Consider the following 26,714-nt stretch of genomic DNA (forward strand, 5'->3'; position numbering starts at 1 on the left):
TCCAGTCCCAGTTTCAATCCCCGTAGGGAGGGAGGCATCCATTACATCTCCGAAAGCTATTGCCATCCGGCGCAATGGGCTCGCCACGGCTGCGCGCGGCGGCCCCGCCAAGCATAGCAGGGGCGCAGCCTGGCGGGTAAAGCGCGCGCGCCAATGCGCCGGCCCCCTGCGCGGCAAGACAGCGGCGGGTGCATTGACGGAGCAAGGCGGCGTCAAGATGAATCCGAATGGCCATGCCGTGCAGTCTAGCGGAGGAAGCCCGGAATTTTTGTTACACGGCCTTGGCGAGAAATTACGAACCGTTACAGCGAAGCTGCCGTGTCACGGCGTATCGGTGGTGCGGGGATGCGACGGGGAGTGGCGAGGAGTGGCGAGGAGTGGCGAGGGGCAAAGCGCGGCCGCGCCGCCCCCGGGTGCGGCAGGGCCGTGTCAGGCCTTGCGGTGCGCGTCGGCGTCGAGCGCCTGTTCGGCCGCCGCGCCGACCAGGCCGCGGTAATACAGATGCGCGCCGATCGCGAGCGAATCGTTGCGGATTTCCTGGAACGCTTTCCACGCCTTGACCGGGTCCTTGAACAGCAGGTAATGCGCCTCGCGCGCGATCAGCGTGGCGACTTCGTGCAGGCCGTGCCCGTGCAGCACGTTGACGAGCGCATCGAGGCTGTGGTGGGTGCGCGCGTCGGTGCGCGGATACAGCATATGCAGCACGGCGACCTGCTGCGTGGCCAGCGCGGCGGACAACGCCATGACGATGTCCTGGTGGTTCAGGGCGGTAACGACGCTGTCGGTGGCGTGGTCATGCTCGGGGAACAGCGTTTCAAGGGAGGCATTCATCGGGGATCTTCCTGCGTATCGCGTAAGCGTAATGATGGGAAGGCACCGGCCGCCGACAAACTGCGGCGGGCGAGCCAAGCGATGGAAAACACTCAACGGCGCCCAACCGTGCGATGCAGGGCATTTGCCCCCCTGACATCCGGCCCTGGCGCATCACATCGAACCTGCGCCGGCACGCGTCGAGCTCGAATTATATCGGCTGAAGAGAATTTTCGTGCGGTGCAGCATCGCGCCCCTCGTGGCGGCGCCACTCGCCCGGGGTCATGCCGGTGCGTTGCGTGAAGGCGCGCCGGAATGCCGCCACCGATTGGTAGCCGACGATTTCCGCCACCGCCTCGGTGGACAGCGCCGGCTTTTTCAGCGCGTTGGCGGCCAGGCTCATGCGCAAGTCGGTCAACAGATCGCTGGCCGAGCGGCCGACCTTGTCCTGGAAATGGCGGGCGAGCGTGGCGCGCGACATGTGACAGCGTTGCGCCAGTTCGGGCAGGGTCCATGGATGCGCGGGGTCGTCGAACATCGCCGTGAGCGCGGGCGCCAGGCGCGGCTGGCCGGCCAGCGCCAGCAGCCCGAGCGCGGGCGTCTGCGCTTCGCTGGCCAGGCGCAGCGTGAGGGCGAACAGGGCCGCCGACAACGCATTGAGCAGCGCATGCCCGCCCAGTTGGTCGCCCAACGATTCGGCCCGCATCAAGCCCAGCAGGCCGGCGAGCTGCGCGGCGGTGGTCTGCGGCGGCGTCTCGCCAGCGGGCGCCGCGCGCACCACCAGCCGCTGCGGCAGGTAATCGCGCATCAGGCGGTCGTGCGGCGCGGCCAGCCGAAAGCGCCCGCACAGCATGTCGAGCCGGTCGCCGCCGCCGGCGTTTTCGCTGAGCGTGACGCGGCTCAGCGCAGCGCGCTCGACGGTGGGCAGCGGCGGCGCGCCGCTGCCGTCGTGCAGCACGTGCGTCGAGCCGTGCGGCAGCAGCACGATATCGCCGGGCCCCAGGCGTTGCGGCGCGTCGCCGCCCGGCGCCTCGAGGATCGCGGTGCCCTTGAGCACCACGTGATAGGGCATGTCGCCAGGCAAGATATCTTCATACACCGTGCGCCACGGCGCGCCATAGCTGCAGCGATATTCGAGCTCGCCGGTCACGGTCATCATCGCGAGCAGGCGGCTCAACCAATCCATCGGGGGTGACATCGCAATCCTTAACGTGAGACGTATGAGCATTTTATTGAGCGATTACGGACTCATCAAGCTCATTTTTCGCCGTTACAGTGGAGGCTCCTTACATCACTCAACCAAGGAGTCCGACCATGAGCCGCATTGCCATCCCCGCTATCGAATCCGCCACCGGCGCCACCGCCGAAGCCTATGCCCTGGCCAAAAAGGCTGCCGGCGGCGTGCCCAACCTGTTTGCCGCGCTGGGCCACTTGACCCCCGAAGGGCTGAAGGCCTATCTGAACGCCGAAGGCGTGGTGGCCGCGGGCACCCTGAGCCGGCAAGACCGCGAAACGATCAAGCTGCTGGTCAGCGAAGTGGCGGGCTGCGACTATTGCGTGGCCGCGCACTCGCTGCTGGGCAAAATGGCCGGCCTGAAGCCCGACACGCTGCGCCAGATCCGCGCCGGCGAGGCCACCGGCGAGCCCCAGCGCGACGCACTGGCGCGATTCGTGCGCACCCTGGTGCAAACGCGCGGCACGGTGAGCGCCGACGCGGTCGAGGCGATTCGCGCGGCCGGCTACAGCGAGGTGCAACTGGCGGAGATCTCGCTGGTGATCGCGCTGACCGTGTTCACCAACCTGTTCAACCGCATCAACGACACCGAGGTGGATTTTCCACCGGTCGAATAAGGGCCGCGATCGGGCCGGGCGAGGTATAGTCGGGCGTGTGTGCCCCCTCGCCTCGTCGCCCTATCGATGGATCCCGCCAAAGCCCAGGAATTGAGCCGGAGCAAGCGCCAGGCGCTGCTCCTGCTGCTGCTTGCCGCCGCCGTGTTCGTCGGCACCGCGCTCGCGCCCAGGGGCCCGTGGGTCGACGGCGTGAAGGCGGTGGCCGAAGCGGCGATGGTCGGCGCACTGGCCGACTGGTTCGCGGTGGTCGCGCTGTTCCGGCGCGTGCCGCTGCCGGTGGTCGCCAGGCACACCGCCATCATCCCCCGCAACAAAGACCGCATCGCCGACAACCTCGCGCAGTTCGTGCGCGACAAATTTCTCGACGCGCCGTCGATCGTCGGGCTGATCCGCAGGCACGACCCGGCGCAGCGCATCGCGCAATGGCTGACGGCCCCCGCCAATACCGAATTGCTGGGCGGCTACGTGGCCACCCTCACCGCCGGCCTGCTGGAGCTGACCGACGACGCGCGCATCCAGCGCTTTATCCGGGATGCGCTGCACGCGCTGCTGGGCAAGCTCGATCTGTCGCAATCGATGGGCACGCTGCTCGACACGCTCACGCAGGACGGCCGGCACCAGAAGCTGCTCGACGCGGGCATCGCGCAATTCGTCGCACTGCTCGACAAACCCGAGACGCGCGCCTTCATCGCCGCGCGCATCGTCGAATGGCTCAAGCGCGAACATCCCAAAAAGGAACGCGTGCTGCCCACCGAATGGCTCGGCGAAAACGGCGCGGCAATGGTGGCCAAGGCGGTCAACTCGGTGCTCTCCGACATCAGCGCCAACCCGCGCCACGTACTGCGCGAACGCTTCGACGCGGCGGCCGCCACGCTGATCGACAAGCTCAAGACCGACCCGGCGTTTCTCGCCAAGGGCGAGCAGATCAAGCGCTACATCCAGGACGACCCGGCGCTCAATCGCTACATCGCGGAGCTGTGGGGCCAACTGCGCCGCTGGCTCAAGGACGACATCACGCGCGGCGACTCGGTGCTGCACGCCAGAGTCGCCGCCGCCGGCCAATGGCTCGGCAAGGAGCTGGCCACCAACGCGGCCCTGCGCGAAGCGCTCAACGAACACATGGAAACCGCCGCGCGCGCCATGGCGCCGGACTTCTCGGCTTTTCTCACCCGGCACATCAGCGACACCGTCAAAAACTGGGACGCCGCCGACATGTCGCGGCAGATCGAACTGCACATCGGCAAGGACCTGCAATTCATCCGCATCAACGGCACGCTGGTCGGCGGGTGCATCGGCCTGTTGCTGTATTTGAGCAGTTATGCGATCGAGGCGGTGCGGGCGCATTTGATGTAGGGTAGGCGCGCGGCGCCGGCACATGCCGATGCGCGCGCACCCCGACATTTCCGGCTATCACTAAAGTTTGCATGCCGCGTGCCGTTATCGTGTGTGTCGCACTACGCAACGGGCGCCAACCGCTCGCGGCAGCACCGTCGCCCCAACATCCAGCAAATCGGCCTGTCGCGCTCGTTTCACTGTAAAGAACTTCGCTGGCCGATGGGCCGGCAAAGGCGCTGACCAAGGCATGACAAACATCGATTACGGATTCGAGACCATAGGCATTGCGCAGCTGGCCGCGCTGGACGCCGACCGGCTCGACGAACTGCCCTACGGCGTGATCGGCTTCGCGCCGGACTTTTTGGTGACGCACTACAACGCCACCGAATCGCGCAACGCGGGGCTTTCCGCGGCGCGCATTCTGGCCCGCCATATTTTCGAGGAAGTCGCGCCGTGCATGAACAACTTCATGGTCGCGCAACGGTTTCTCGACGCCCAGACGCTCGATGAAATCATCCCCTACGTGCTCACCCTGCGCATGCGCCCCACCCCCGTGCGGCTGCGCCTGCTGATGTCGCCCGAGATCGCCACGCGGTATCTGCTGATCGAGCGCAAGGTGGCCGCATGAACGGCCCCGACCTCGGGCCGGACGAACTCGCCGCCGAGCACGAAGCGCTGCTCTCGTTCATGTATCTCTCGCCGGTGGGCATCGTGCGCAGCGACCTGGCGGGCAACGTCGACATGATGAACCCGATGGCCGCGCAGTTGCTGATGCCGCTGGCGCAGGGCGGCGAGCTCGCCAATATTTTCGAGACGCTCGCCCCGGTCGCCCCGGAGTTGCGCCGCCTGGTGGCCGAGTTCACGCGCGAGCGCGGCCCGGTTTGCGAGAATCGCCGGCTGTACGTGAACCCGGCCAGGCACCACCCGGCCGTGCTTAGCTGCTCAATCATCAGGATCGGCGCCGGCTTCCTGATGACCGTATTGACCGACATCTCGCGCCAGGTCGCCGCCGAGCGGCAAGTGCGCCAAACCGAATCGTGGCTGGCCGGCATCTACACCAGCGTGCACGACTTCGCCTTCTTCACGCTCGACGCGCAGGAGCGCGTGGAGACCTGGCATCCGTCGATCGAACGGCTCACGGGTTTTCAGGCAGACGACATCGTCGGCAGGCCGCTCGACATTTTCTATGCCCCGGGCGAGGCGTGCCCGGGGCGCCTGGCGGAACACGTGGCGCTAGCGCGCGACGACGGCTGGCACATCGAGGAATGCTGGTGCGCGACCCGCTCGGGCGAGCGCTTCTGGGGGCAGATTCTCGTCTCGGTGCTGCACGAAGACGGCGACGCGCCGAGCGGGTATTCCGTGGTGATTCGCGACGCCTCGCAGCGCAAGGTCACCAGCGACAACCTCGAGCGGCTGCTGACCACCGACCACCTGACCGGCGCCTCGAACCGCGCGCACTTCTTCCAGGTGGCCGAGGCCGAATTCACCCGCGCGCGGCGGCACCGGCGCCCGCTCTCGCTGGTGATGCTCGACGCCGACCACTTCAAGCGCATCAACGACACGGCCGGGCACACGGCGGGCGACGAAGTGCTGCAGCAGATCGTGCGCGAAGCCAAGCGCACGCTGCGCGCGGCCGACCTGATCGGCCGGCTCGGCGGCGAGGAATTCGCGCTGCTGCTGCCGGCCACCACGCGGCAGGAAGCCGCCGCCATCGCAGAGCGCCTGCGCGCGGCGATCGAACAGCTGCCCATCGAGACCGGCGGGCAAGTGCTGCACGCCACCGTGAGCCTCGGCGTAGCGGCACTCGACGAATCGGAGGCGGAACTCGACGACCTGCTGGCCGCCGCGGATCGCGCGCTGTACGAAGCCAAGCGCGCGGGACGCAACTGCGTGCGCGTCGAAGACGTCGTCAAATCGGAACAAGGCGCCACGGAATCAACGAAGGGGGATGGTGAGGCGCGGCCCCCGTCCCCATCGGCAGGAGAGGCCCAATGAAGTCTTCCACCCAACCCGGCGTCGACATCACGCCGCTTGCCCCGCAAGGCTGTGTCGGCTGCAAGGATGCCACGCCGCTGCCGATCGAGATCGACTTCGCGTTTCAGCCGATCGTCGACGTGCGCAGCAAGGCGGTTTTCGCGTGCGAGGCGCTGGTGCGCGGCGCCGGGGGCGAATCGGCCGCCACCGTGCTCGCGCAAATCGACGAAGGCAACCGATACCACTTCGACCAGCGCTGCCGGCAAGTGGCGATCGCCACGGCCGCCGCGCTCGCGCTCGACGCGCATCTGTCGATCAACTTCATGCCCAATGCCGTGTACCGGCCCGAGGTGTGCATCAGAACGACGCTGGAGGCCGCGCAGACGCACGGCTTTCCGCTCGAAAAAATCATCTTCGAAACCGTCGAGGGCGAGCACATCGCCGACCGCGCGCACCTGGTCGACATTTTCAAGGCCTACAAAAGCTACGGCTTTCGCACCGCCATCGACGACTTCGGCGCCGGCTACTCCGGGCTCTCGCTACTCGTCGACTTCCAGCCCGACCTCGTCAAGCTCGACATGAGCCTGCTGCGCGGCATCGACACCGACAGCGTGCGCCAGCGCATCGTCAAGGGCATCCTCTCGATCGCCCGCGACCTGGGCATCGAAGTCATCGCCGAAGGCATCGAAACCCAAGGCGAGCGCGACTTCTTCGTCGCGCACGGCGTCAGCCTGATGCAAGGCTACTTCTTCGCCAAACCGGCATTTCGCGCGATACCGCACCTCGATCCGCACGTCTTCGCCTGAGGCGGCGCAGACCGCTCCCGGCCCGTTCACTGCCCATTCACTGCCCGCTCGCCGCTCGGCGGGCGGGGCAACGGCGGACCGCTACACCATCTGCCGCACCGGCCCGCAGGCCGCTTCCAACTGTTGCTGCAACGGCTGCGCCAGCGCCCACAAACCGCTGGGCGCCACCGCACGCTCGTCGGCCTGCTTGAGCAGCGCGAGGAATGCGGTAAAGGCGTCGCTGTGTAGTGGTCAAGAAATTTCGGACAGGCCAATAGGTTTTTTGACGGTCAGTTTTGCCTCGTAGGCCGCGGGCGACAGATAGCCCAAAGTCGAATGCAAGCGCACAGGATTGTAGAAGCCGACGATGTACTGATTAATATCCCGTCTGGCTTCATCGTGATTGGCGTAGCGACGTCGCCACACGCGCTCCATCTTCAAGTTCAGGAAGAATCGTTCCATCACTGAATTGTCCCAGCAATTTCCCTTGCGACTCATGCTACAAACCACATGATGTTGCTTTAGCAGGGCTTGGTATTCAGCGCTCGCATACTGACTGCCTCGATCCGAATGCAAAATGAGTCCCGGTGCCGGACGGCGTTGTTGCAGCGCCATGTTCAAGGCTGACATCACTAACTCCGCGGGCATCGTCGGTGCCATCGCACCAGCCGATGACCTTGCGCGAGTAAAGTTCGAGCACCACCGCCAAGTAGAGCCAGCCTTGCGCCGTGCGGATATAACTGATGTCAGAAACCCAGGCCCGATTAGGCTCACATACGTCAAAGCGCCGCTCCAACACGTTCGGCGCCACGGGCAGCGCGTGTTTGCTATTGGTCGTGGCAACGAACTTTCGTTTCCAGAGCACATGCAAGCCAGCTTCGCGCATGAGCGTGCGTACGCGGTATCTGCCCATGCGCAAACCTTGTGCTCGCACGGCGTGCATCACTCGCCGGCTACCATAGCTCGCACCACTGGCGGCAAATACCGCCTTGACGTGGGTTTGCTCACGCAGGTGCCGGGGACCGGGCTGGGCGCGCTGGTGCGCGTAATAGCCGGAGCGGCTGACCTGCAGTACTCGGCAGGCGGCACTGACCGATATGGCCTTCTGTTGCAAGTGCGCTACCACGCGGTAGGTCACTTCAGTTCTCGTGCAAAGAAGGCCGACGCTTTTTTTAACAGACTATTATCTTCGCGCAGTTGTCGATTCTCCGCCTCGAGTTGCCGAATGCGCTGCTGCTCGGCCGTCAATGGCTGACCGATGCCGGGACCGCCAGCGCGCTCCGCGTCGTATTGCGTCAGCCAGCGTCGAACCGCGCTCTCTCCGAGCCCCATCGAGCGACAAACCTCGCTCGCTGTCAACCCTTGGTCTCAGACCATACGCACCGTTCTTTTGTCATCTGCTTTCCTCGTCGATAGAGATTATCTTCCTATCGACCTGTCCGAGGAAATTAGACCATTACATACCACGTAGCCCGTTCGCTCAATGAGATTACTTCTATGCTTACGATCAATACCGCAAGCGCTGGAGTTCCTTAAATATACAGTCCAAAATGCTGGCGCTCCCCTTTCCCAAGGGAAGTAGCGTTTGCCTGTTACCTCTCGCTTCCTTTGCAGCGTAATAAGCTTGGTGCTTACTGCTCTTCCAGGCAAACACAAATATGTCGGCATTCGCTGCCAAATGTTTCAACCGGTCGGTAGCCGCGTAGTCTGCATTCACTTCTACCCGTGACTGAGGCAAGAGTTTTTGAAGGAATTCTCGTGCACGTTGACCGGCAGGCTCAGTTAGTGTGTAAATACCGATCAAGCCAGCGAAATCAATTGATGCGACAGCTGCGGCATGCTCGTCTACCTGAGGGGGGAAACTTTCGAGCAACTCAACAGCGCCATAATCTTTTGCCAACAGCGATAAGACTGCAAGCCGCGCCGGATTTAGTCGATGGGCGTGAACTCGAGCCACGCCCACAACTGCAGTGAAAAAGCGCAGTCTTGATTCGTGATCTGGCGACGCGTACAGTGCCAGCATCTCCGCTGCATTAAGCGCCCAGTCGATATTGCCCGGCGCACTGTTTGCGGAAAGGACCTCGGCGAACGCTTCCAGTGCTTCAACATAGTCACCTTTCGTTGGGCCGAGACCGATCAGTGCTTGCATCAGAACAGACGCCAACTCCAGTTCATTAGCCGACACCGTGCCGCTCCAAGCCACGATTCGAATTAGCATGCTGTAAAGCGGCATGAAGCCCCGCATTGGATTGGCCTGACGGTCAACAAAGAATTCCACCAACGCGGGAAAGGCGTCACGGAAGACAGCCTCAGCGTCTCCCCTTGCGTTGCCGATTCTCTCTGCCAGTTCGCGGCAGGCTCTCGGATCGGAGACAAACGACTCGATATCCCAGCGCGTGGAGGCGTCCGCTAAAATTTGCAGAGGGTGTCGGTCGTAGTTGCCTGCCAGTACATAGTTGGCCCAAGACAACCAGTCAGAGCCAGGGCGAATGTGCGAGTTCGAAGTCACAGTGCCTGCGTCGGATGACTCCTCTTCTAACTGCCGCAATCGTGCCAAATCACGCTTTGACCATTTGCTTTGTATGTCTTCCGGGGCCGATCGAACTGCTTCGAGGACTCGAAGAGTAACTTGCTTGTCCTCCAACTCAACGGCACAGCGCAGCATCGCCCCGTAGGTCCATGCCTCGGGACGACTTTCGAGCGACAATTGAAGAGCTAGTTCATAGTCCTCGTCGCCCAAAGCTTGGCGTGCCAGGACGGCTTTGTCCTCATCCGATGACGATGCCGACGTCAATCTGCCGATCCAACGATCAATCAGGCTGTGCTCAGCGTGTTCCGGATAGGACTCGGCAATGGATTCGCAACGTGCCACATTAGGCTTATCCTGTGTCAATTCAAAGAGCAGGAAGGCCTTCAGTACGTTGGGTTGACGGATGCCTTTTCGCTCTTGGAAGAGCGGGCCGAACGGACGTGCGATATTGCTTCGGAACGCGTTGAGCACCTTGTCAACATTCAGGTCACGCTCAATGTCCGCGACGTAGGTTGAATATAGTGCTTCAACCAGGTCCGCTATAATTTGGGCGGGCAGTGAAAGACCCAGAACGCTCTTGACCAGCGAGTAGTCGTGTGCAAGTTGATGCTGACGGCCAAGCCCGGCCAGCATGCGAATCTCTAAATACTTTTGCTGCTCCGAATCGACTCGGCCGCTCGCAATCAATTCGTCGCGCAAACGATATGCATCCGCTTCATTACCAGCCAGCAGTGCGTTATCGAATTCCGCTCGGATTCGGCCGAATGGGCGTTGCGTGCGATCGGGAATCACCGGGCGGCGACGCAGCATGCCAAGATACAACAGTAATGCTTGGGAGACTTCGTCGCGGGCCGCCGCATCTACCGGTCCGAAGCGGAAGATAAAGCGGCCAAATCGAGCGCGCAAACTGCGTTCGATCTCATCGTCATCTTCCTTCTCAAGCGGTTGGCCGCGGAAATCACTGTAACTTGGACCGACGGCAGCAGTTAGTTCCTGCGCCAACGCAGTTGCGGAAGCGTCATCTTCTGCCATGCCATACCACTGGCATGGTCCATTCGTATCAAATACTGGCAGTACGATAGGACGTTGAACGTGTGGTGCCGCGAAGGCGTTGATCCAAGGGATTACGTGTTCCAACCAAGCGGCCGGTGCCTTCGCGCCAGCAATATCATCCCAACGCAGTGCGTTGCGACCAGAAAAAAAGCGTTTCAGCCAGGAAACTTCATCAGATGGTGCGATATCCATCATGCCGTCTCCCTATAGCGAGCAAACTCAATTCGCGTTCTTCCGAGATCATGCGAATCGAGCGAGAACTCGACCCATTCATCGTTGATTACCATACCGTTGTAGGTAAGATTCATAGAGCCCATCAACAAACAGCGGGTGAGCAAGATTCCCTTGGTATGCAACTGATCATGGATGTGAATCGCAACTTGATCTTCAAGGCCGTGTTCACGCGCTGCATCGGATATCCGGGAGAGGAAGGTGTCGTTGCTGTCATCATTACGAGTGACAATGCGGACTTTCGTGCCATGATTCATCAACGTTACCAGTACATCAGCAAGGCGAATTTCACGTCGTCCCCATTCCGGATTAATCGCATCGAACGAACCGGACCGATTGTCGATGAGGACAACGTTGCTGATCCAGGGCGAAACGATCCATATTTCGTCGCCAGGTTGTAGCACCTCGGCAACGAACATGCTCTGGAGCAATTCCTGGATGGTGGTCACGCCGGTAGTCTTGGTCTTGAAAATGCGGCGGTAGAGAACGTTCATTGCACTGCCTCGACAAGTTCGAGATCGGCCTCAACCAACACTCCCGTCTGCCGAATACCTTGCAAACGGGCGTAAGCCCGGAAGTAGCCGGACTCAATAGGATTTGTGACCAGGGCGTTGAGCGCCGCGGCAAGTCGGGCTCGCTCCGATTCCGGGCAGGTCAGCGTCACCAAGCGTCCGTCCGCAAGCCGCTGAGCCGTTTGGGTCAACCAGTCATCGTCCAATAGCGAAATACAGATGCGATCGTCGCCGATGGTCTCGACAACCAAAAGCCGTTCGACTATGGGTAGTTCGCTAAATGGATTCCGCATCTGCAATGCGGACTGTCGAACAGCTCGGCCGCGAGGCCATAACAGCCCATAGATAGCACCGATTCGCCAGGCGGCGCGGTCGCTACTTGCTGGAGATCCGATGTCAGACATGACGCGATCAATTTCGTCTGATTGACTCAGGTAATAACTCATTACACGCAGATCGATTTCAATACCGATGCGTGCCTCCTCGCGTTGCCAAAGATCCAGCGTCCCCGCAAGATAATGGTCGGTAGCAGAACCGGATCCTGGTCTCAAAACTCGGTTTCCGAGCGCGACGAGAAAACCATGAAATGGTGAGAATCCTTCCTGAATCAAGACACGACGGAGACTTCTGAAAGTCTGCGCCATCTGCTCTTGGCTCTCAGCATGACGAAACTGGCGTACTAAGGTCGTGCTTTCTCGAAGTTCGCTTCCATCGTCTGCCGCGAGCACGCTCACGACCTGTTTGAGTTGATGGTCGATCAACTCGAATTCACCCATCGAGAGGTTTGTGCGAATAGTGGCGAAGAAGCGGCGCGGATCTTCCGCGTAGCGCCGCATAAATTCCTCGATCAATCCATTCCCCCCCGGGTTTCGCTCGGAAAACCATGCTTCTACCGTGTTTGGATCGAAGCCGGCCGCTTGGTCGGACAGTACTGGTCCCCGATCCAAATCCACCGTCAGATCGTCCGAATCGATGCTCGGACACAGGTCTGTAATCGAACGCAGGATAGCTGAAGCAAGGGTGGCGTGATAAACCCCTCGTAACCACGGCTCCCAAGTGGCGTCTATTGGCTCCCAGAGCATAGCTCCACACCTGTGCAACTCCGCGATCACTTCGGGATCTCGCAGATAGCCGCTTAATTCCTCGCGTAACTTGTCCGGACTGCTCGAAGTCGTATCGTCACCGTGCACTTCAACTACTTGGGACTGAAAGAGTAAGCCGAGCACGTCCGACAGTGAAAATGGTGCCTGGCCCTCCCGGATCGACGTGTCGGCCTGCGCAAGTTCGACTTGTCGGTGCATCGCTTCATATGTCAAGGCCGACAGATAAATCTGTGCGAGCCACTCACGCATAAAAGGACTGCCGATCATCGCCAGACATTTTCCGCGCCACGCGGAATCAATAAAACGAGCGCTACGCAATGCGCGCCACTTTGCTTCGCCGCCAGGTTGACTCTGCAGGTGCAAATCACCGGGGATGCAAATCTGAAACACCGCGCTGTCTGCGGTAAACTGCGCACCCAGTCCCACCGCCTGCCCGTTTCGTTGAAACTTTGTGTCGGCTCTGACTTTTTCGGTGCCGACGCCGATGTCCGCAGAGGCTCCTACGGCAAATCGCCGAATCTCGACCGGCGCGTGTTGTGAATGTGTGAAGAAGCCAATGCGACTCACGATCTGCGTCCATAGGCTGCCGGAAGGTGGCGTCAGCCACTTGGGATCGATCGTCGCGACAATTTGGCTATGCCACTCGAGTGCCGCGTTCGAGGAATCCCTCACCTGGAAAGGCGGCGCCTGCGGCGCAAGGCGCACAGGACGATAAACCTGCAGCATCACCGTCTCCTCGCCACGCTTAATTCGATAATCACCAAGCAACACATGGCTGCCGATCGAGTCGATGTCCAGTTCGAATACGCCACTACACATTCCCGACCCGTCCTGAAACTCCGGGGAAGGTGCGATCCAGTGGCGCTCGACGCGATGACGCACGCCGTAGCGTCGGCTAACCCGACCGGGCGCGAACTCTCTCAACACGGCGTAGACTGACATTGCTTGAGCACTGAGCGGATTGGCAGAACTGGACACAGGTAAATCAATTGCTGTTTCGGCCAAGTTGAGATCCGCAAAAAGCGAGCCGGGGACGAAATCTGGTAATGGAGTATTGAAAACGCGGAAATCCTGCCCCGGCTTCCCGTCAGCGCTCCAGTTGCTCTCCAGACGACGGAGTGCCGTTGGAAGCACCGTTGTCATAAGCGGCCGTGGATACTCCCACAAAATCGCAGAAAGTTCCTCATCGGGCAGGCGTAATGCCCACCGAAGATAGTTGGTGAGACGTCGCGTACCTACTTCGGTTTCGAGGATGTTGCGCAGTTCCAACACGAGGCGCTGACGGCGTCGATCATTGATTTTTCTGTCGCCGCTCAGGTCGCTCCAAACACTGCCGGCTGGACTATCCTGCAGTCGCAACGCTAGGAAATCCATGGTGGCGTAAGCGGCTTGCATTCTGATGACGTATCGATTTGCTAAAGGCAGCGTACGAACCGGCAGTTCCGGGTCGAAGAGCAAATCGTAGCTTTGGTAAGCAGCGCGATCGCGGCCATAGTCCGACAGCACGACAGTTGTCCAAGGACGCATACCCCGCGTACGACCGCCGCGTCCTTTACGTTGCAGAAATCCCGCCATTCCGCGCGGCGCCTTGTGCTGAATTACAGCGCCGACAACCGGGTCATCAAAACCTACCTCCAACACAGTTGTCGCCACAATGACATCCGCGAGAGCGTCTACACCGCGATCCTGAGAACTGACGCGCGCGACAACCAGGCGCCGTTGCAAACCTTGGTGCAAATCCTGACAGAACCGCCAGTCTTGGCCGTTTGAATAGCGTAAGAGCGACGTCCCGGCTTCGCGCAGCACTGCCAGGCCTCCGTTGGGCGCGTTACGCATGTCGGGATCACCGTAACTGTTCCGTCCTTCAGCACTCAGCAGATCGAAATACAGGCGATTGATAACGTCGAGGTTGTCAGTGAACACGAAGGTCCGCTGACCGAATGCACCATGGCTGATCGAGTCAATTGGTCGCGCTGCTTTAGGGTCGAGGCAGCGCTGCAGTGCCATGGCCACTTGTATCGTCGTGGATAGCAGTGCGGTACGAGAAACCGGATCGCCGCGCAAGGCAATCATATACTCAGCGCCCTCAGGTTCGATCTCATCGGCGCGCGGCGACACTTCGTCCACAAAATCGAGCCGACTCCCAGTCAAAGCTGCGAAGAACTGCGTTGCTTCACGCAAGGTCGCTGACAGTCCTACACACCGTAGGGGTTGCTCTAGCATGCGCTGCCAGCGCCGCATAAGAAGTGCAACCTGGGCTCCGTGCTTGCCCTCATATGTGTGAACCTCGTCCATCAACACAAGTTCGGGTGCATGTAACGCCTTCGGTCCCACGCCGAAAAGATGCATCATCGAACTGTCCGATAATCGCTGATTCAGCATCTCGGTGGTCGTAAACAAAATGTCCGGGACTGAACCTTTAAGCGATTCCCGGGTTAGTGGGAATTCCGTACCGTCAAGAACCGCCTGACACGATGCGCATACCAGACGCTCACGTTTTTCATTTCGATCCTTATGCAGCCATCGCAACTCGCCGCCGCAGTCCAGACAGGCAAGCGTTGGGCAGACGCGGTCATTCCCCACAGTCGCCCAGTCGCAATACTGGGCGGAAAATGGCGTATCGCCGTAGAGGGCACCCACGCGAAGCGATACTTGATCTTTTTGAGGCAAGGCGCCTTTAAGGCTGCGAATGCGCAGCAAGACTTCACGCAATTGGTCTTTGAGCAGTTCTGTTCGCGGATATAGCGCGACAGCCTTAACCCACCACTCAGACTGGTCTTCTATCAGTGCATGGCGGTAGATCGATGCAAGCGCCGGTAAGTAAAAAGCGAGGGTCTTACCACTGCCAGTTCCTGCAGTAACGATCGTCGCTAGTTCTTTCCCAGTTTCAATCGCATGCAAAATGCGTACTGCAGCGCGGACTTGAAAGCCAGATAGGCAGACTGTGCGATCCCGCGACGACAACAGAGCTTGAAGAGCGGCCAGTACGGCCGGACTTGAAGCCGCGTCGCCGATCGTGGCAAGCGCCTGCTCAACGGGAATGTCGCGCCTTGGGTAGCGACGGCGCCGCCGCAGGAAACGAAAATCGGCAACAAGGCTCGGTGCATGCTGCCATCCGCCGCTGCCGGAGTGCTTCGGGAACAGTTGTCGCAAGCGCTGCATTAACCGTACGGTCTCCGCCATTCGCGATCGGTATCCGATCACACCACCACTACCTGCCGGCACTTCTGCAATCCATCGGCGTTCGAGCAACTCCGCCAAGACATCGTCTGCGGAAAAAAAATCGTCGAAACCTTGATTGAGAGCCTCATCGATCAGGGGATCGAGCAAATCGCAGATTTCTTCGCGATTGAACGCGCCATCGACGATGCCCCAAACGAGCAATCTCGTTTCGCGCTCTTCAATGCGATCTAGAACTGAGGCAAGAAAATCTTCGCGTGCGTCCAAATTACCACCTCATTCCATTAGCGTGCACGCACGACATAGTTGGTCAACATTTTGTTGGTGCGCAACCATTCAATGACTTCGGGCGTCAGCAAGTCCAAGCTGGCTCCCGTTGCTGAAGATGTAGCGCCGAAGAATTCCCTGACTGCTTGGGGTACGTTATCGTTCTCGACAAACTCGATATCCGCCAAGTCTTCGGAATATTTGTGTAGTTCGCGCATCGCCTCAACAGTGCTGGGAACCGTATTGCGATATTCATTGAAGCGCTGATACAAAAACGTATAGTGTTCCAATGCGCTCTTGTTCGCCGGCAGAGATTGCAGGATCGTTTGCTTACGTTGCTCCGGCGGAACCCCACCGAAAAGTTTGTTGCTGAAATAGGCTCTCCAGTCGGCTTTCTGTTGCGTCTCTCCCGAAACGATGAATTCAGTGAGTGCCGCAGTCAGCTTGGTCCAACGCTGCTTGTCGACAAGGGTAGCTGACTTAGGCGACTCTCTGAACCGATCACCAATCTGAATGACAAGTTGCCGGGTCTTATCTGCATTTTGCACGGGGGTAAGTTGTATACCCGCGTTACGAAGTAAGGCATTGCGACGCGTCAGCATGACGATGCGTGCTGCATGTTGTGCCAACTCTGACTTCTTGCTGGCCAGCACATTCGCCTCTTCAATGCCAGCGCTCGCGGATTCCGCCCTCACTAATCGTGAGCGTAGAGTTTGTGCGTCGTTCAGGAGCATGTCGTTTCTCCCTCCATTCCCAAGGCACTTATTTCATTTACGAGATCCTGAAACAAAGTCTGTATCTCGTCCGCCCTTCCTTGGGGGTCAACGCCTTTGAACTGTTCCTCTAAGGAATTGGCTCGCTTCTCTGCGGCGGCCACTACTGCGCGAGCGGCTTCGACGAAGCGCGATGCAACGACGAGTGGATGAATGTCAAATCGACCCATGCGACTGATCAACTGAACTTCGCTCGTTCCCTCCTCCCCCTCACCTGCAGTTGCAAGCATGGTTAAAGATTCTCGCAGTGCGCAACTACGAAAGTCATCACACAGATTCTTGAAAGCAATGTGACCCATGCCAATCTCTTCCGTATTCCACACACCGGATTCCTTCAACTGATCAGCCAATGCTTTGATCTGGTCAGCGACTTCCTGCTTGTCGAAAGCTTCTCCTAGGTCCGATACGACCTTGTTCCGAAGGCTGCTTGCCTGTTGGGCCGCTTTACGCGCAAGAGCCTTCACGCGTACTTCGCTCATCGCCTGTACGGCTTGTTTTAAATCGCTCGACAAACCGTCGAGTGCCGTCAAGTTCACTGCTTCGCTTTCCGGCAAGAAGCATTCGGTCACACGTAACATATCCACGGCATATGGTGTCTTGCCGGTACCCTGAAAACTTCCACAGAACGAGGCGACAAGTTGCATCAACTCGGGGCGTATCCGCAGGGCCTGCTCCTGCATGGCTCGCCAGTCACCAAACTCCGCAGGCGCGACTTCGGCCGCTCGTGCTGGAATTTGGGGTTCACTGAACAGAAACGTGGCAAGGCTAGTCGCTGTGCGGCCTCGTTCGATAGCACCAAGAATTCGGCTGTTGATAGATAACAAACGTAGTGCGACTCCAAGTTTCTTGCGCATACTTGCGCGCACGAGCGCCAACGCCTGCGGCATCAATCGATCGGCCAGATTAGCGACCCAGATCAGGTCGTCGTCGACGCCAGCGTAGTTCACCTTGCCACCGTTCAGTTCATAGAGGCGAGTCACGGCGGTCAATGCCATGCGGACCTCTCCCGTAGGATCACCATTGTCCGGAGCGACTTCAATGGCATCCGAAGCAATGCTCGCATTGCCGCCGGCGAGGGGGATGGAAATTTGCTTGTAACTGAAGGGTGATTTAGCGCAGCGCTCGGATTGCCAATCGATGCGTTCGTTCAAAGCCGTTGCAATCGACTGTCTAATCTGATTCGCCACCGTTTGAGGCAGACGTTCGCTTTTCTGAACCCAGTTTTCAAGCGCGTCGATCAATCCTTGGTCGTCCGGATTGGGTTCGGGGCGTGACGGATCGATGATTGGGCCAGTACCAGTACCAGTACCAGTGCCAGTACCAGTACCAGTACCGGTGCCAGTGCCAGTGCCAGAGCCAGAGCCAGAGCCAGAGCCAGGACCAGACGTTGGCGGACGTCGGAATTCAAGGTTAGGTCTATCCAAACTGAAGGCGTCAAAAACCTCCTTCGGGATATACCCAATGTCAGCAGCAGTAAGAGGGCCATTGCCCCAGATCGTAACGACGCGCCGATAGCGCTCTCGCATGTCATTTGACACTGGCAAGGAGGCAAGCCACTGGGTGACCGCAGCATTTGTCCCTGCTGCATTGATGTCGGGCGGCGGAAACTGTCCGCGCTCAAATGCGGGCCGACCAGATAGCAGCAGGGCGCGCAGAATATTATCGATGATGAAACGCGGCGTAAATACCAAGACGTTGTTCTGGGTAAGCGTCGCTCGTGCCAACTGTTCTATGGCTTGTTCGGTAAAGGGGAAAAGAGGGATCTCACCCTCAACTCCAAACGCGCTCAGCACAGAAGATTCGGTTGTGTCGTGATCGGCATAGGCTTCTATCGCCGAATGCTGCCCGGCCTGTACGCCGCCGCTGCGTTCGAAATGGCTCACTAATTCCTCGTAGCCCCAACGTGCCGCATTCAGGTACGAGGCGACCAATGCCTTTGTGCGGCGTAGAACCTCCGGGTCACCGGACAAGTGGCTTTCCACTCTCCACACACGCTTTGCGCGCGTCGCGATCGTGTCCTTCTCGCGGAGATAACCATCAGTCACGGCGATGACCGATCGCATTGTTGCGAATTCTCTATTGCCGTCGCGTACACCCTCCTGGATCAACACGTTTAGCAGCGTGTCCTGAATGCCCGTTAAAGCCTTGAAGTCTTCAACCAAGACAACAAGCTCGCGGTCCTGCTTGAGTAACAGACGTCGAATCTCGAGTATGACTTCCTGCAATGTCATTCCACCAAGCGACTCCTGGAGCTTGAATAATCGCTGAATTGCCAGATCGACGACATTACTTTCATTGAGTAACCGCGCAACCACACGCCGACCTTCACCTTCGCGTATCGTGAGGTTTCTGGTGTAGTACGAGCGGGTCACCAATGCAGCTTGAGAAATATCGATTTCACGAGGCAATTCGAAATCGTCTGCGTGGAAATCCTCAGCCCGCATCTCCTGCTCGACCGTCTTTGCCCCTTCGATGGCGCGCTTGACAAATCTTGGGAAGACCTCACTCCGAAAATAATCGACCAACACTGGGTCGCCAAAAAATTTCGGCAGACTGCGCGCGTGTCCGAGTTGCTCTTTCAGCGCGGCATTGCGCGGATCGGCTTGCACCTTGGACTGAAGTTCTTTCGCCAATTCAACAAGCGCAATGTCGAGTTGACTCTGGAAATTGATGACCGCCGTATCGATATCGATTTCGGAAAGCGCTTTGGCAAACTCCGATTTCACATGCGCGTATTCCTCTTCTGGCAACTTATCGAGGATAAGTTCCACTACTTTCCGTAGGCTTGCGCTCTTCGGAATGCGGATCATGACGTAGCGACCGTCGTCATTCATGCCTTGCAGTCGTGCCGCCAGTATACGTACCATGTGGGACTTACCCACACCCGATTCGCCAGTAATGGGGACCACATGTGTGCCGGATGGCACATCCTTGGTAATCAGGTAGCCGAAGAGTGCTTCTTCGTCGCAAGGAACCTTTTCTCCGGACGACGTAATTGTCGACGAAGCCAGTTGATACGTCAGCGGGGATGGCTGATGGACGGCCAAAAGTACCGCATCATGCGCGCCTTCGGCTTCATGATTGATGCAGCGATTTACTTCGTCGGCTGTCGGCCAATAGTTCAGCAGGCTCATGACGCGCCCTTCATCAAACGCACATGCGTGAAGCTTTCCCAAGTTCGTCCACCTTGGCCGACCAACGTGAGTTGTGAATTTGCATCGGCCATTCTCGTCAATTGAATCTTCTTTTGCCTATGCAAGCGTTGCAGAGCAAATGAAAGTGACGTCGACAAGTGACCTGGAGCTGGCCTTCTCCAAGCTTCGGGTTTGAGCGCTTGCTCCACTTCTTGCCGATAGACGCCGGAATCAATAACCGGGAGACACTCAGCCAAGCGAGAGATAACTTCCGATGCAGCAAGAGTTTCTTCTGTGCGCATAATTTGACTGAACGCCCAACGCACTGCCGGCGTCGTATCGCAGAAAAAGCTTGAATCATCGCCTGTGGCGCAGCCAAGAAACCTCGCCCAAGTTCGAAATCCCGCCCAGCGTGTGTCATTCAGGAATATGAAGCGCCCCGCTTGAACTTGAGATGTAGCAAGGCTTTCAATCTCAGTGTGTGAACTCGGTAACGTATAGATGTCCTGAGCGAGACACCAGGCTAAGCCTCGACAGAAGTCGGCTGTGCGTCCTGTCGTCTCTTCCGAAATGCTCCCATCGGCCGCCCACAACGGCAACCCGTTTTCGCGACTCAAAGCGAGTTCTCGGCACAACTCAGGCAAGCGTGCCGTGAACGCGTCTATTGATTCGCCTCTGGCCGGTCCAACAAACAGCCGAATTTGATCGTTATCTTCTGCAAACAGGCCGAGATTGGTCCAACGCACGAGCGTTGCTCGTGCGCGGGCGGTCAAGTCCTTGTCGGTGTCATTGATTGCTCTGGACTGCGGCACGCAAATTCCAAGCAGGTCATCGCGAGAAGTCGTTTTGTCTTGAGCAGCGATCCTAGCAAGCGCAAGCACGATTGACGGCAGGCCGTCGGATTGAAGATTGAGAATACTCATTGAGTAATCACCCGAATCACGTTTTCCAAACGCAGCGTATTTGCGCTCACGTCAACAAGTCGGCGTTGTCTATTGCCGGATTCCCGCATGCTGAGCGGTAATACGACGATGTGAAAGGGCCGCTGAAGCATCTGCATGTCGAGCACCAGATCCGATGCCGAGTTCGGTTCGAGAATCGAAACGCGAGCTAGCGGAGAATAAGGTTCCATGTAGCCGCCCAGAAGGGGGCGATGGAGTAGAACTCGACTGGTTGCCTGCTGGTACAACCTGTTCCACGCAGGCAAAGTTGTCAGAGCGGAGTTTGAAGATGTAGCAATTTCCTGCACTCCGCAGGAGCGAACCAGCCACTCGGCAAAGTGCAAGACAGAATGCCGGACGTCGACCAATGGTTGGGCCTCGTCATAAAACAAGTAAGCAAAGGCAGGATCGATCCAAGGGAACTTCTCCTCCCAAGCTTCATTTAGTGACGAAGTAACGCGATGCACCGGTACCACCGTCGGTTCGGCATAGTCTGTGCGGTCCCGAATCGCAAAGCGATCCTTCGGACAGCCGCCGCATACTCGGGTCACGTGAACCGGCCAACGCGGGGACCGCACGCGGTAAAGGTCCGTGAGCGTCTCGCCAACTTCTCGACCAATCTGATGTTTCGAGCCGCTGAGGCCCGGCAAGAGTTGCCGCATCATCTGCAGATTTCGTTCGGCCGCTTCCAGCGTCTTCGCGCGCGAAGCGCTGACAGCACGCTCCCACAATTCCGGGATGAGGTGACCGTCATTTTGAATCCTTACGCGTACGCTCGCCATCGACGCGAGCAGCGATGAGGCGCTCTCGGCCGGATCAAGATCTTGACCATCACGGTTCGCCTCGATGTCCAACGTGAGCAGGCCGGCCCTTGCCATCAAGATGAGGGTACGCATATTCCAGGTAACGTTGTACTCGCTCCCCCCTGGCAATCCCTTATGGACCGCATCGATGTTGATTGACAGCAGTCCCTCTTCATGTGTCGAAGAATGAGATTGGTACATAGCCTTCCATCGGTCAAACCCAAGTTCCGTTGAGATAATCTTGGGCTTCGCGAGGCGCTCCGGCAAATTCCAGTCGGAATCGTCGAACACAAGAAGGCTCACCGACGATTTCCCGTCGCGACCTCCGCGGCCCACCTCCTGGTAGTACCGATCCAGCGTTTCCGGAATCGTCGCGTGGATTACCGTTCTCACATCGCGCTTATCGAGGCCAACGCCGAAAGCCGATGTGGCTATGATGCCATCAATGCCATTGTCGGCCCATTCGTTGATAATGCGCAGTCGTTCACGATCAGGCGTCCCGCCATCGAAGGTAGCGAGTCGGCGCAAGCCTCCACGAGAACGCAGCACGGTGTTCCAGTGCGTAATCTCGTCGCGCTTTGTGACATAGAGAATGAATGGTCTAGGTGCATGGCGCAGCGCTTCAAGTACTCGTTCTTCTTTCTCCTCCGGGGACGAGGCCTTGTAGAACCAATATTGCGGCTCCGGCCGAAGATGCACCGCGGAGACCATTTGTACGCGATTGGCCGGGCCGAAGAGGCCCGCTAGGGTATCTACGGTTTCTTCTGTAAAAGTCGCGCTCATCAAGAGGGTACGGAACGGTCGCTCGGACAATCCCAAGAGGGTGTAGCGCAACCCTGCCAATGCCTGAAACGATGGGCGAAAATCGTCACCCCACTGCGTGACCAAATGAGCTTCGTCGATCACAAAGTAACGCAACATGCCCGCCCTGGTTGCATCAGACACCGCCGATAGAAGCGAGGTCGTCAGTGCTTCCGGAGATGTGAAAAGCATACGTTGCGTACCGTTGCGAAGGCGTTTGCGTACTTCCGCACGCTGTTCATGGGATAAACCGCTGTACCAAGCCAAAGGCCAATCCGGACGGCCAGGGGCGTTCTCTCGAAAGAGTTGCTGCATGGCGCGTTCTTGGTCCAGCGCGAGCGCGACTGTCGGCACGACGAAGATAGTCAAATGACCTTCTTCTTTGTTGACCAAGGCCGGCGCCTGTCCGACCAGGCTCTTGCCAGACCCAGTAGGCAGGTTGACTATGAGGGTGTCCCCTTCCGGAATCAGGAAGGCTGCGCGTACCGCTTCGCACTGACCGAGAGAGGAGTAGTTGTCAAATTTGGTGGCATCGCTGACGAAGGGATCGGCTGCGCAATGCGTGATGCGACGTACGATCTTGTCTGAAAACGCCGCAGCGAACACGCCGTCTTCTTCGCCGCCTAGCCACTCCGGATGCCATGGGCGCGCCGTCAGGAGATAGGCGCCGGAACCCGCTTCAAGTACCTCCAGTCCGTGGCGTTCCCAACTCGCCTGATTTGGCCACCCTTGGCCAACCGGCACGCGAAGCCGCATGCTCTTGCCCGCTCTGTCGCTGGCGCGTAAGAGAACGTGTCGAATCAGAGGTAGTAGGTCAGCGCTCCAGGCAGATCCGTTCGTTTGAGCGCGAGTCGCACGCAGTACCTGACATATCCGGTCCAGTACGCCATCTCCTGCTCTCTCTGGCCAATCGCCAGTTGGCCAATTCGCAAGCAGACCCTGCAGTTCGTCAAAGCCAAAACTCATACGTCTTCCTGGACAAAGCGTTCGATTAGCGAAACGGGTTCGCTGGTAAGAAAGACGACGCCAGCAACGTCGACTTTCACCGAAGGCGACGAAATGCCACGATGAAGCGCTTCGTTCAGTGCCCGCTCAAACTTGAGTTGCCGCGCTTCTGTCTGCGCTTCCGTTCCACGCAACGATTGGATTCGAGTCTGCAATTGAGCGTAGCGAATTTCGTCTTCCGCTAATGCTCGCTCTATTGCAACGCGCTGCCGGTCTCTTAATTCAGGCTTCGCCATCGCAATGGCCAGCGCATGGTCGCGCATTCGGTGGCAGCGCTCTTCCCAATTTGTGAAGGTATCTGGCGCCAACTTCTGAAAGGAGCGCAGGTAAGACAACTTGAGATTCTTATCTATATAACCGTTCCCGCCCTGTTTCGCATACTTAGGCAGCAAAAAACCCGCGACCATATCCTTCGGAAGTTCATCGCCCTCTTCGTCGACCCATACTCGCATCATCTCAGGGTGGAACAGGGTATCGCCGCGTCGTGCTAATACTGCGCGCATCACATCACTAGAATTCCCACCGTCGAGGACCGCGATCGCGAGAGCCTCATCCAAGCACGTCTCAAGCACAAAATCGAAGCGAAAGCAGAGGCGGATCTCGGACGCGGGGAATGCATCAAACACTTGGCGCCACATTGCGAAACTGCGGCCTCGATCGTCAACGTCGGAGAATGATTTAATCGCCTCGATGAACTCCGTGCCGTAACGCATGGGGCGAATTCCACGCTTTACGGCGGTGGGGCGATGTATCACATATGGATACGACTGCGGCTGCGTCGAACAACTGCCGGGCGCATCAAAGTCAATCGCCCCGAGGAAGTCGTCTATGAAGCTGGACGATGAAATGAGCGTTGGACTATGCCTTTCTGCATCGGGTGAGCAATAGTGCAAGCGGAAAGGGTGATCGACGGACTGAACGCCCGGTCGACGCGGTTCGTCAACCTTGCGAAACAGTAGCGTGTCCTCGATCCAGTAGAGCATCGGGTCGCGGATCCCTTTCCAGTCTCCGTCAGTGTCGAATAACTTATCGAGATCGTCCTCAGGCATAGGCGTGAGTTGATCCAACGCGTCTTGTTGGTCGATTAGTTCAAGTTCACGCTTCACCACGCCAGAAGCTAATCTGTCGCATAGAGCCTGGAGCCCTTCGACGCCTTCGTGGATCATTGTCCCGGCTAAAGAATTTGTTTCCGCTTCAACGAGGTATTGCAGGCTGGAGATAGATCGGCCGAAAACCCCCCACCCTTGGTCGACAATGTTGAACCATGCCGTCTGCAGCGGCGCACGTTCATCGATCAACACGTAAGACTGGATTGGCTTCCCAGAGCCGTAACGATCTACTCGGCCAAGGCGCTGCTCGATGCGATTCGGTTGCAGTGGGAGATCGAAGTGCACAACGACCTTATTTCCGCCCTGAAGGTTAATACCTTCTTCCGCATTGTGGTCGCAGACAATGGCGCGAACCGCTGGATTCGTCAAAAATTCACGCCACGTCTGCTGGTCTACGCCAGTCCTAATCTCACCAACGTCATGTCTTATTGCTGCAGTATGATGGTATTTCAAGAACGCATAGACTTCATCCGCGGTATCGACGCTGGTACAGAAAATCACCGCTTTGCTGAGATCAGACAGGGAGCGTAACCCCTCGAGCAAACGGTTGAGGCGGGCATCCATCCACTCCGCGACATCGATTACGGCAAAGATGGCATCGAGCAGTTCGTCTTCTCGCTTGAACGATTCGACCCTATCCAACTCGATTCCGTTTCTGCGTTCTTCGCACAGTTCACGAAATGCACTTATTTTCTCAGATAGGGCACATACCGCTTTCCAATAGAAATCTGCAAGAGCTTGCGCAACAGTCGGAGCCTTTGCGCTGATCACCAGCGATGCGCCTACACGCCAGTCCTCCAACGCGGATTCGAGACGAGCCATCGTCGACTCTGCCACAGTCCAAATTTCCGCCCCTTTGCGCTCTGGCGTGAGTCCTTCCACGTGGCTACGACGATTACGCAAAATGCGTCGATTGAGGCGATAGGTCTCGGATATATGCGCACGTAATTGCCTAACCGCCGCGCAGAACTCGACGTCGTTCTCATCCGGAAGTGAAAGCAACTTCTCCTTCAATGCGTGCGTCAACTGCGCGAGTCGTGGGTCGTTCGGTAAACGCGCGATCAGATCATCGAGCGATGCGTCCATGAACAAGTAATTGCTGGGATCGAGCGCTGCAACTGTCTCCGCTAATGCCTGACGATTGACGATCTTAGCGTGGAAGCTTTCTAGATCGTCAAGCGGGTACACAACGGGATCGAGCAAGTGCAGCATGCGAAGAAAGCCGCCCTCGTTGCGTAGGATAGGCGTGGCGGACAAGAGCAGCAGACGATCGGTTCGCTGTGCCACTTTGCTGATAAGGCGATACAGTTCCTGCATCCCTTTGCCCGCATTGCTGTCTGCTACATGGTGTGCTTCGTCGATGACGAGCAAGGACAAGTTGTCTAAAGCCTCCCGGAGTTCCTCGCTGTCTTCCTGAGGCAGCACGATGACCGAATCATCGATAAAGTCCTGAAGACCGAAGCGGACGATCAATTCTTCGCGCCATTGATTCACCAAGGCATGCGGAACCAGCACGAGAACACGATGCTGACGCATGTCATCAAGCACGGCTTGCCGGATCACGATTCCTGCTTCAATCGTTTTGCCGAGACCGACCTCGTCAGCCAGAAGATAACGCTGGGAATGGTCGGTCAAGACTCGGCGTACGACATCAACCTGATGCGGTTCGAGTTCAATCGACGAAGAAAGCAGCGAGGAAACGCCGAAAGCATTGCCTCGTTGATTGAGGTAATTTCGGAGAAATCCGGAGCGCGCTTCGGCATACTGCGGCGTCTCGGTAATGAACCTGCCGAGGTAGACTACTGGGTCTTGAATGGGGCGCTTCCATCGAACGAAGACTTGGCCATACTGAAAATATACGTCGTGCTTGTCGGCTAGGCGGACTTCGACGCCATCACCGTCGTCTTCCCGTACTCTCCCGATGCACCACTGGTCTGCCGACTCGTAATAAACATAGACACGAGTATTGCGTCCCAGTCGCTTGGGTGTAGTGGACGTTAGCGGCACAGTCACAATGCGCCGGCCGCCGGCGATTGGGGAATCGAAGTATTCGACAGTAGCCTGCGAACCTTCCCGGTGAACGACTTTCCCCAAGCCGTCCCTTTCGGCATTTTTTACCAAACAGAACATCGTCGGCCTACTTATGTAATGTTGACGTCCGTCTTCTTCCTAAGAAATCGATATGCTCGAGGAGTTGTTACAATTCCGCAGGCCCCAACACGAACGAGGGAAACGGAAATGTAGAAGGATCCGCGGATCGGATCGTAAATTTTCGTTTTACTCTCGATTGGCCTTTCGATCTCTCGGCGAAGTTGCATTAAAACCACACGAAGTGCACTGTGGCACGAGCGACACGATCGTACTTTGACGTGATTCTGCCTGGCCAACCCTAACAAGATAGTCTGGCGCCTGCTATCAGAACGCTTGGACATCCTTGCGACGTTGGTGGTGGCGCAATACTTTCGCTGCTTTTTGTTAGAGTTAACGCCGTTGGTTTTAGTGTCTTTAGAGGCGTGG

At 58.2% G+C, this 26,714-nt stretch carries 15 protein-coding genes and 1 pseudogene; 5 read left to right on the forward strand and 11 right to left on the reverse strand.

All coding sequences use genetic code 11. The annotated features are described in order from the left end of the window. Nucleotides 1-429 precede the first annotated feature (429 nt). Both PATSB16_RS18660 and PATSB16_RS18665 read right to left on the reverse strand, forming a co-directional pair. A complete protein-coding gene (locus tag PATSB16_RS18660) occupies nt 430-831 on the reverse strand; it encodes a hypothetical protein (protein WP_047215522.1) in 402 nt (133 codons plus the stop codon). 190 nt (nt 832-1,021) lie between these two features. Then, entirely contained in the window at nt 1,022-2,008 is a 987-nt protein-coding gene (locus PATSB16_RS18665; RefSeq protein WP_047215523.1) for a cupin domain-containing protein, read from the reverse strand. 116 nt (nt 2,009-2,124) lie between these two features. Here PATSB16_RS18665 and PATSB16_RS18670 point away from each other — a divergent pair, with 116 nt between their 5' ends. From PATSB16_RS18670 to PATSB16_RS18690, 5 genes are all read left to right on the forward strand, one after another. Then, complete coding sequence (locus PATSB16_RS18670) at nt 2,125-2,661, forward strand: carboxymuconolactone decarboxylase family protein (RefSeq protein ID WP_047215524.1); 537 nt, start codon at nt 2,125-2,127, stop codon at nt 2,659-2,661. A gap of 66 nt (nt 2,662-2,727) precedes the next feature. After that, on the forward strand, nt 2,728-4,014 hold the full coding sequence (locus tag PATSB16_RS18675; RefSeq protein WP_047215525.1) for a DUF445 domain-containing protein: 1,287 nt from the start codon (nt 2,728-2,730) through the stop codon (nt 4,012-4,014). 229 nt (nt 4,015-4,243) lie between these two features. Beyond that, the gene (locus tag PATSB16_RS18680) at nt 4,244-4,624 is read left to right on the forward strand and encodes a phosphonate transporter (RefSeq protein ID WP_047215526.1); all 381 of its coding nucleotides are present in this window, start codon (nt 4,244-4,246) and stop codon (nt 4,622-4,624) included. Continuing rightward, a complete protein-coding gene (locus PATSB16_RS18685) occupies nt 4,621-5,991 on the forward strand; it encodes a sensor domain-containing diguanylate cyclase (RefSeq protein ID WP_052892748.1) in 1,371 nt (456 codons plus the stop codon). The genes PATSB16_RS18680 and PATSB16_RS18685 overlap by 4 nt, the downstream gene beginning before the upstream one ends. Then, entirely contained in the window at nt 5,988-6,776 is a 789-nt protein-coding gene (locus PATSB16_RS18690) for an EAL domain-containing protein (protein WP_052892749.1), read from the forward strand. The genes PATSB16_RS18685 and PATSB16_RS18690 overlap by 4 nt, the downstream gene beginning before the upstream one ends. Nucleotides 6,777-7,007: 231 nt before the next feature. Here PATSB16_RS18690 and PATSB16_RS18695 read toward each other — a convergent pair. The 9 genes and pseudogenes from PATSB16_RS18695 to dpdE all read right to left on the reverse strand — a co-directional run. After that, nucleotides 7,008-8,123: pseudogene (locus tag PATSB16_RS18695) on the reverse strand (IS3 family transposase); the annotation flags it as partial. A 139-nt stretch (nt 8,124-8,262) separates the two neighbouring features. Further along, a complete protein-coding gene (gene dpdD / locus PATSB16_RS18700) occupies nt 8,263-10,533 on the reverse strand; it encodes a protein DpdD (RefSeq protein ID WP_156884810.1) in 2,271 nt (756 codons plus the stop codon). Continuing rightward, nucleotides 10,530-11,063, reverse strand: a complete 534-nt coding sequence (gene dpdK, locus PATSB16_RS18705) for a phospholipase D-like domain-containing protein DpdK (RefSeq protein WP_047215528.1) — start codon at nt 11,061-11,063, stop codon at nt 10,530-10,532. Before dpdK ends, dpdD begins: the two co-directional genes overlap by 4 nt. After that, nucleotides 11,060-15,631, reverse strand: coding sequence for a protein DpdJ (gene dpdJ, locus PATSB16_RS18710; RefSeq protein WP_047215529.1), 4,572 nt, complete (start codon nt 15,629-15,631; stop codon nt 11,060-11,062). The genes dpdK and dpdJ overlap by 4 nt, the downstream gene beginning before the upstream one ends. 17 nt (nt 15,632-15,648) lie before the next feature. Then, on the reverse strand, nt 15,649-16,365 hold the full coding sequence (gene dpdI, locus PATSB16_RS18715) for a protein DpdI (RefSeq protein ID WP_047215530.1): 717 nt from the start codon (nt 16,363-16,365) through the stop codon (nt 15,649-15,651). Beyond that, the gene (dpdH, locus tag PATSB16_RS20950; RefSeq protein ID WP_047215531.1) at nt 16,356-19,538 is read right to left on the reverse strand and encodes a protein DpdH; all 3,183 of its coding nucleotides are present in this window, start codon (nt 19,536-19,538) and stop codon (nt 16,356-16,358) included. Before dpdH ends, dpdI begins: the two co-directional genes overlap by 10 nt. Continuing rightward, nucleotides 19,535-20,461 carry a protein DpdG gene (gene dpdG, locus PATSB16_RS20955; RefSeq protein ID WP_156884811.1) on the reverse strand — a complete coding sequence of 309 codons (927 nt, stop codon included), beginning with the start codon at nt 20,459-20,461 and terminating at the stop codon, nt 19,535-19,537. Before dpdG ends, dpdH begins: the two co-directional genes overlap by 4 nt. After that, the gene (gene dpdF / locus PATSB16_RS18740) at nt 20,458-23,049 is read right to left on the reverse strand and encodes a protein DpdF (protein WP_047215532.1); all 2,592 of its coding nucleotides are present in this window, start codon (nt 23,047-23,049) and stop codon (nt 20,458-20,460) included. Before dpdF ends, dpdG begins: the two co-directional genes overlap by 4 nt. Beyond that, nucleotides 23,046-26,318 carry a protein DpdE gene (gene dpdE, locus PATSB16_RS18745; RefSeq protein WP_169834632.1) on the reverse strand — a complete coding sequence of 1,091 codons (3,273 nt, stop codon included), beginning with the start codon at nt 26,316-26,318 and terminating at the stop codon, nt 23,046-23,048. The genes dpdF and dpdE overlap by 4 nt, the downstream gene beginning before the upstream one ends. Nucleotides 26,319-26,714 lie beyond the last annotated feature (396 nt).

This window comes from Pandoraea thiooxydans (genome assembly GCF_001931675.1).
Taxonomy (GTDB): domain Bacteria; phylum Pseudomonadota; class Gammaproteobacteria; order Burkholderiales; family Burkholderiaceae; genus Pandoraea; species Pandoraea thiooxydans.

Bases quoted from the DNA above. Each gene is read 5' to 3' on its own strand.
- PATSB16_RS18670 (WP_047215524.1), top strand. From the start codon at position 2,125: ATGAGCCGCATTGCCATCCCCGCTATCGAATCCGCCACCGGCGCCACC.
- PATSB16_RS18660 (WP_047215522.1), bottom strand. From the start codon at position 831: ATGAATGCCTCCCTTGAAACGCTGTTCCCCGAGCATGACCACGCCACC.
- dpdG (WP_156884811.1), bottom strand. From the start codon at position 20,461: ATGAGTATTCTCAATCTTCAATCCGACGGCCTGCCGTCAATCGTGCTT.
- dpdK (WP_047215528.1), bottom strand. From the start codon at position 11,063: ATGAACGTTCTCTACCGCCGCATTTTCAAGACCAAGACTACCGGCGTG.
- PATSB16_RS18680 (WP_047215526.1), top strand. From the start codon at position 4,244: ATGACAAACATCGATTACGGATTCGAGACCATAGGCATTGCGCAGCTG.
- dpdD (WP_156884810.1), bottom strand. From the start codon at position 10,533: ATGATGGATATCGCACCATCTGATGAAGTTTCCTGGCTGAAACGCTTT.
- dpdH (WP_047215531.1), bottom strand. From the start codon at position 19,538: ATGAGCCTGCTGAACTATTGGCCGACAGCCGACGAAGTAAATCGCTGC.
- PATSB16_RS18665 (WP_047215523.1), bottom strand. From the start codon at position 2,008: ATGTCACCCCCGATGGATTGGTTGAGCCGCCTGCTCGCGATGATGACC.
- dpdI (WP_047215530.1), bottom strand. From the start codon at position 16,365: ATGCTCCTGAACGACGCACAAACTCTACGCTCACGATTAGTGAGGGCG.
- PATSB16_RS18685 (WP_052892748.1), top strand. From the start codon at position 4,621: ATGAACGGCCCCGACCTCGGGCCGGACGAACTCGCCGCCGAGCACGAA.
- PATSB16_RS18675 (WP_047215525.1), top strand. From the start codon at position 2,728: ATGGATCCCGCCAAAGCCCAGGAATTGAGCCGGAGCAAGCGCCAGGCG.
- dpdF (WP_047215532.1), bottom strand. From the start codon at position 23,049: ATGAGTTTTGGCTTTGACGAACTGCAGGGTCTGCTTGCGAATTGGCCA.
- PATSB16_RS18690 (WP_052892749.1), top strand. From the start codon at position 5,988: ATGAAGTCTTCCACCCAACCCGGCGTCGACATCACGCCGCTTGCCCCG.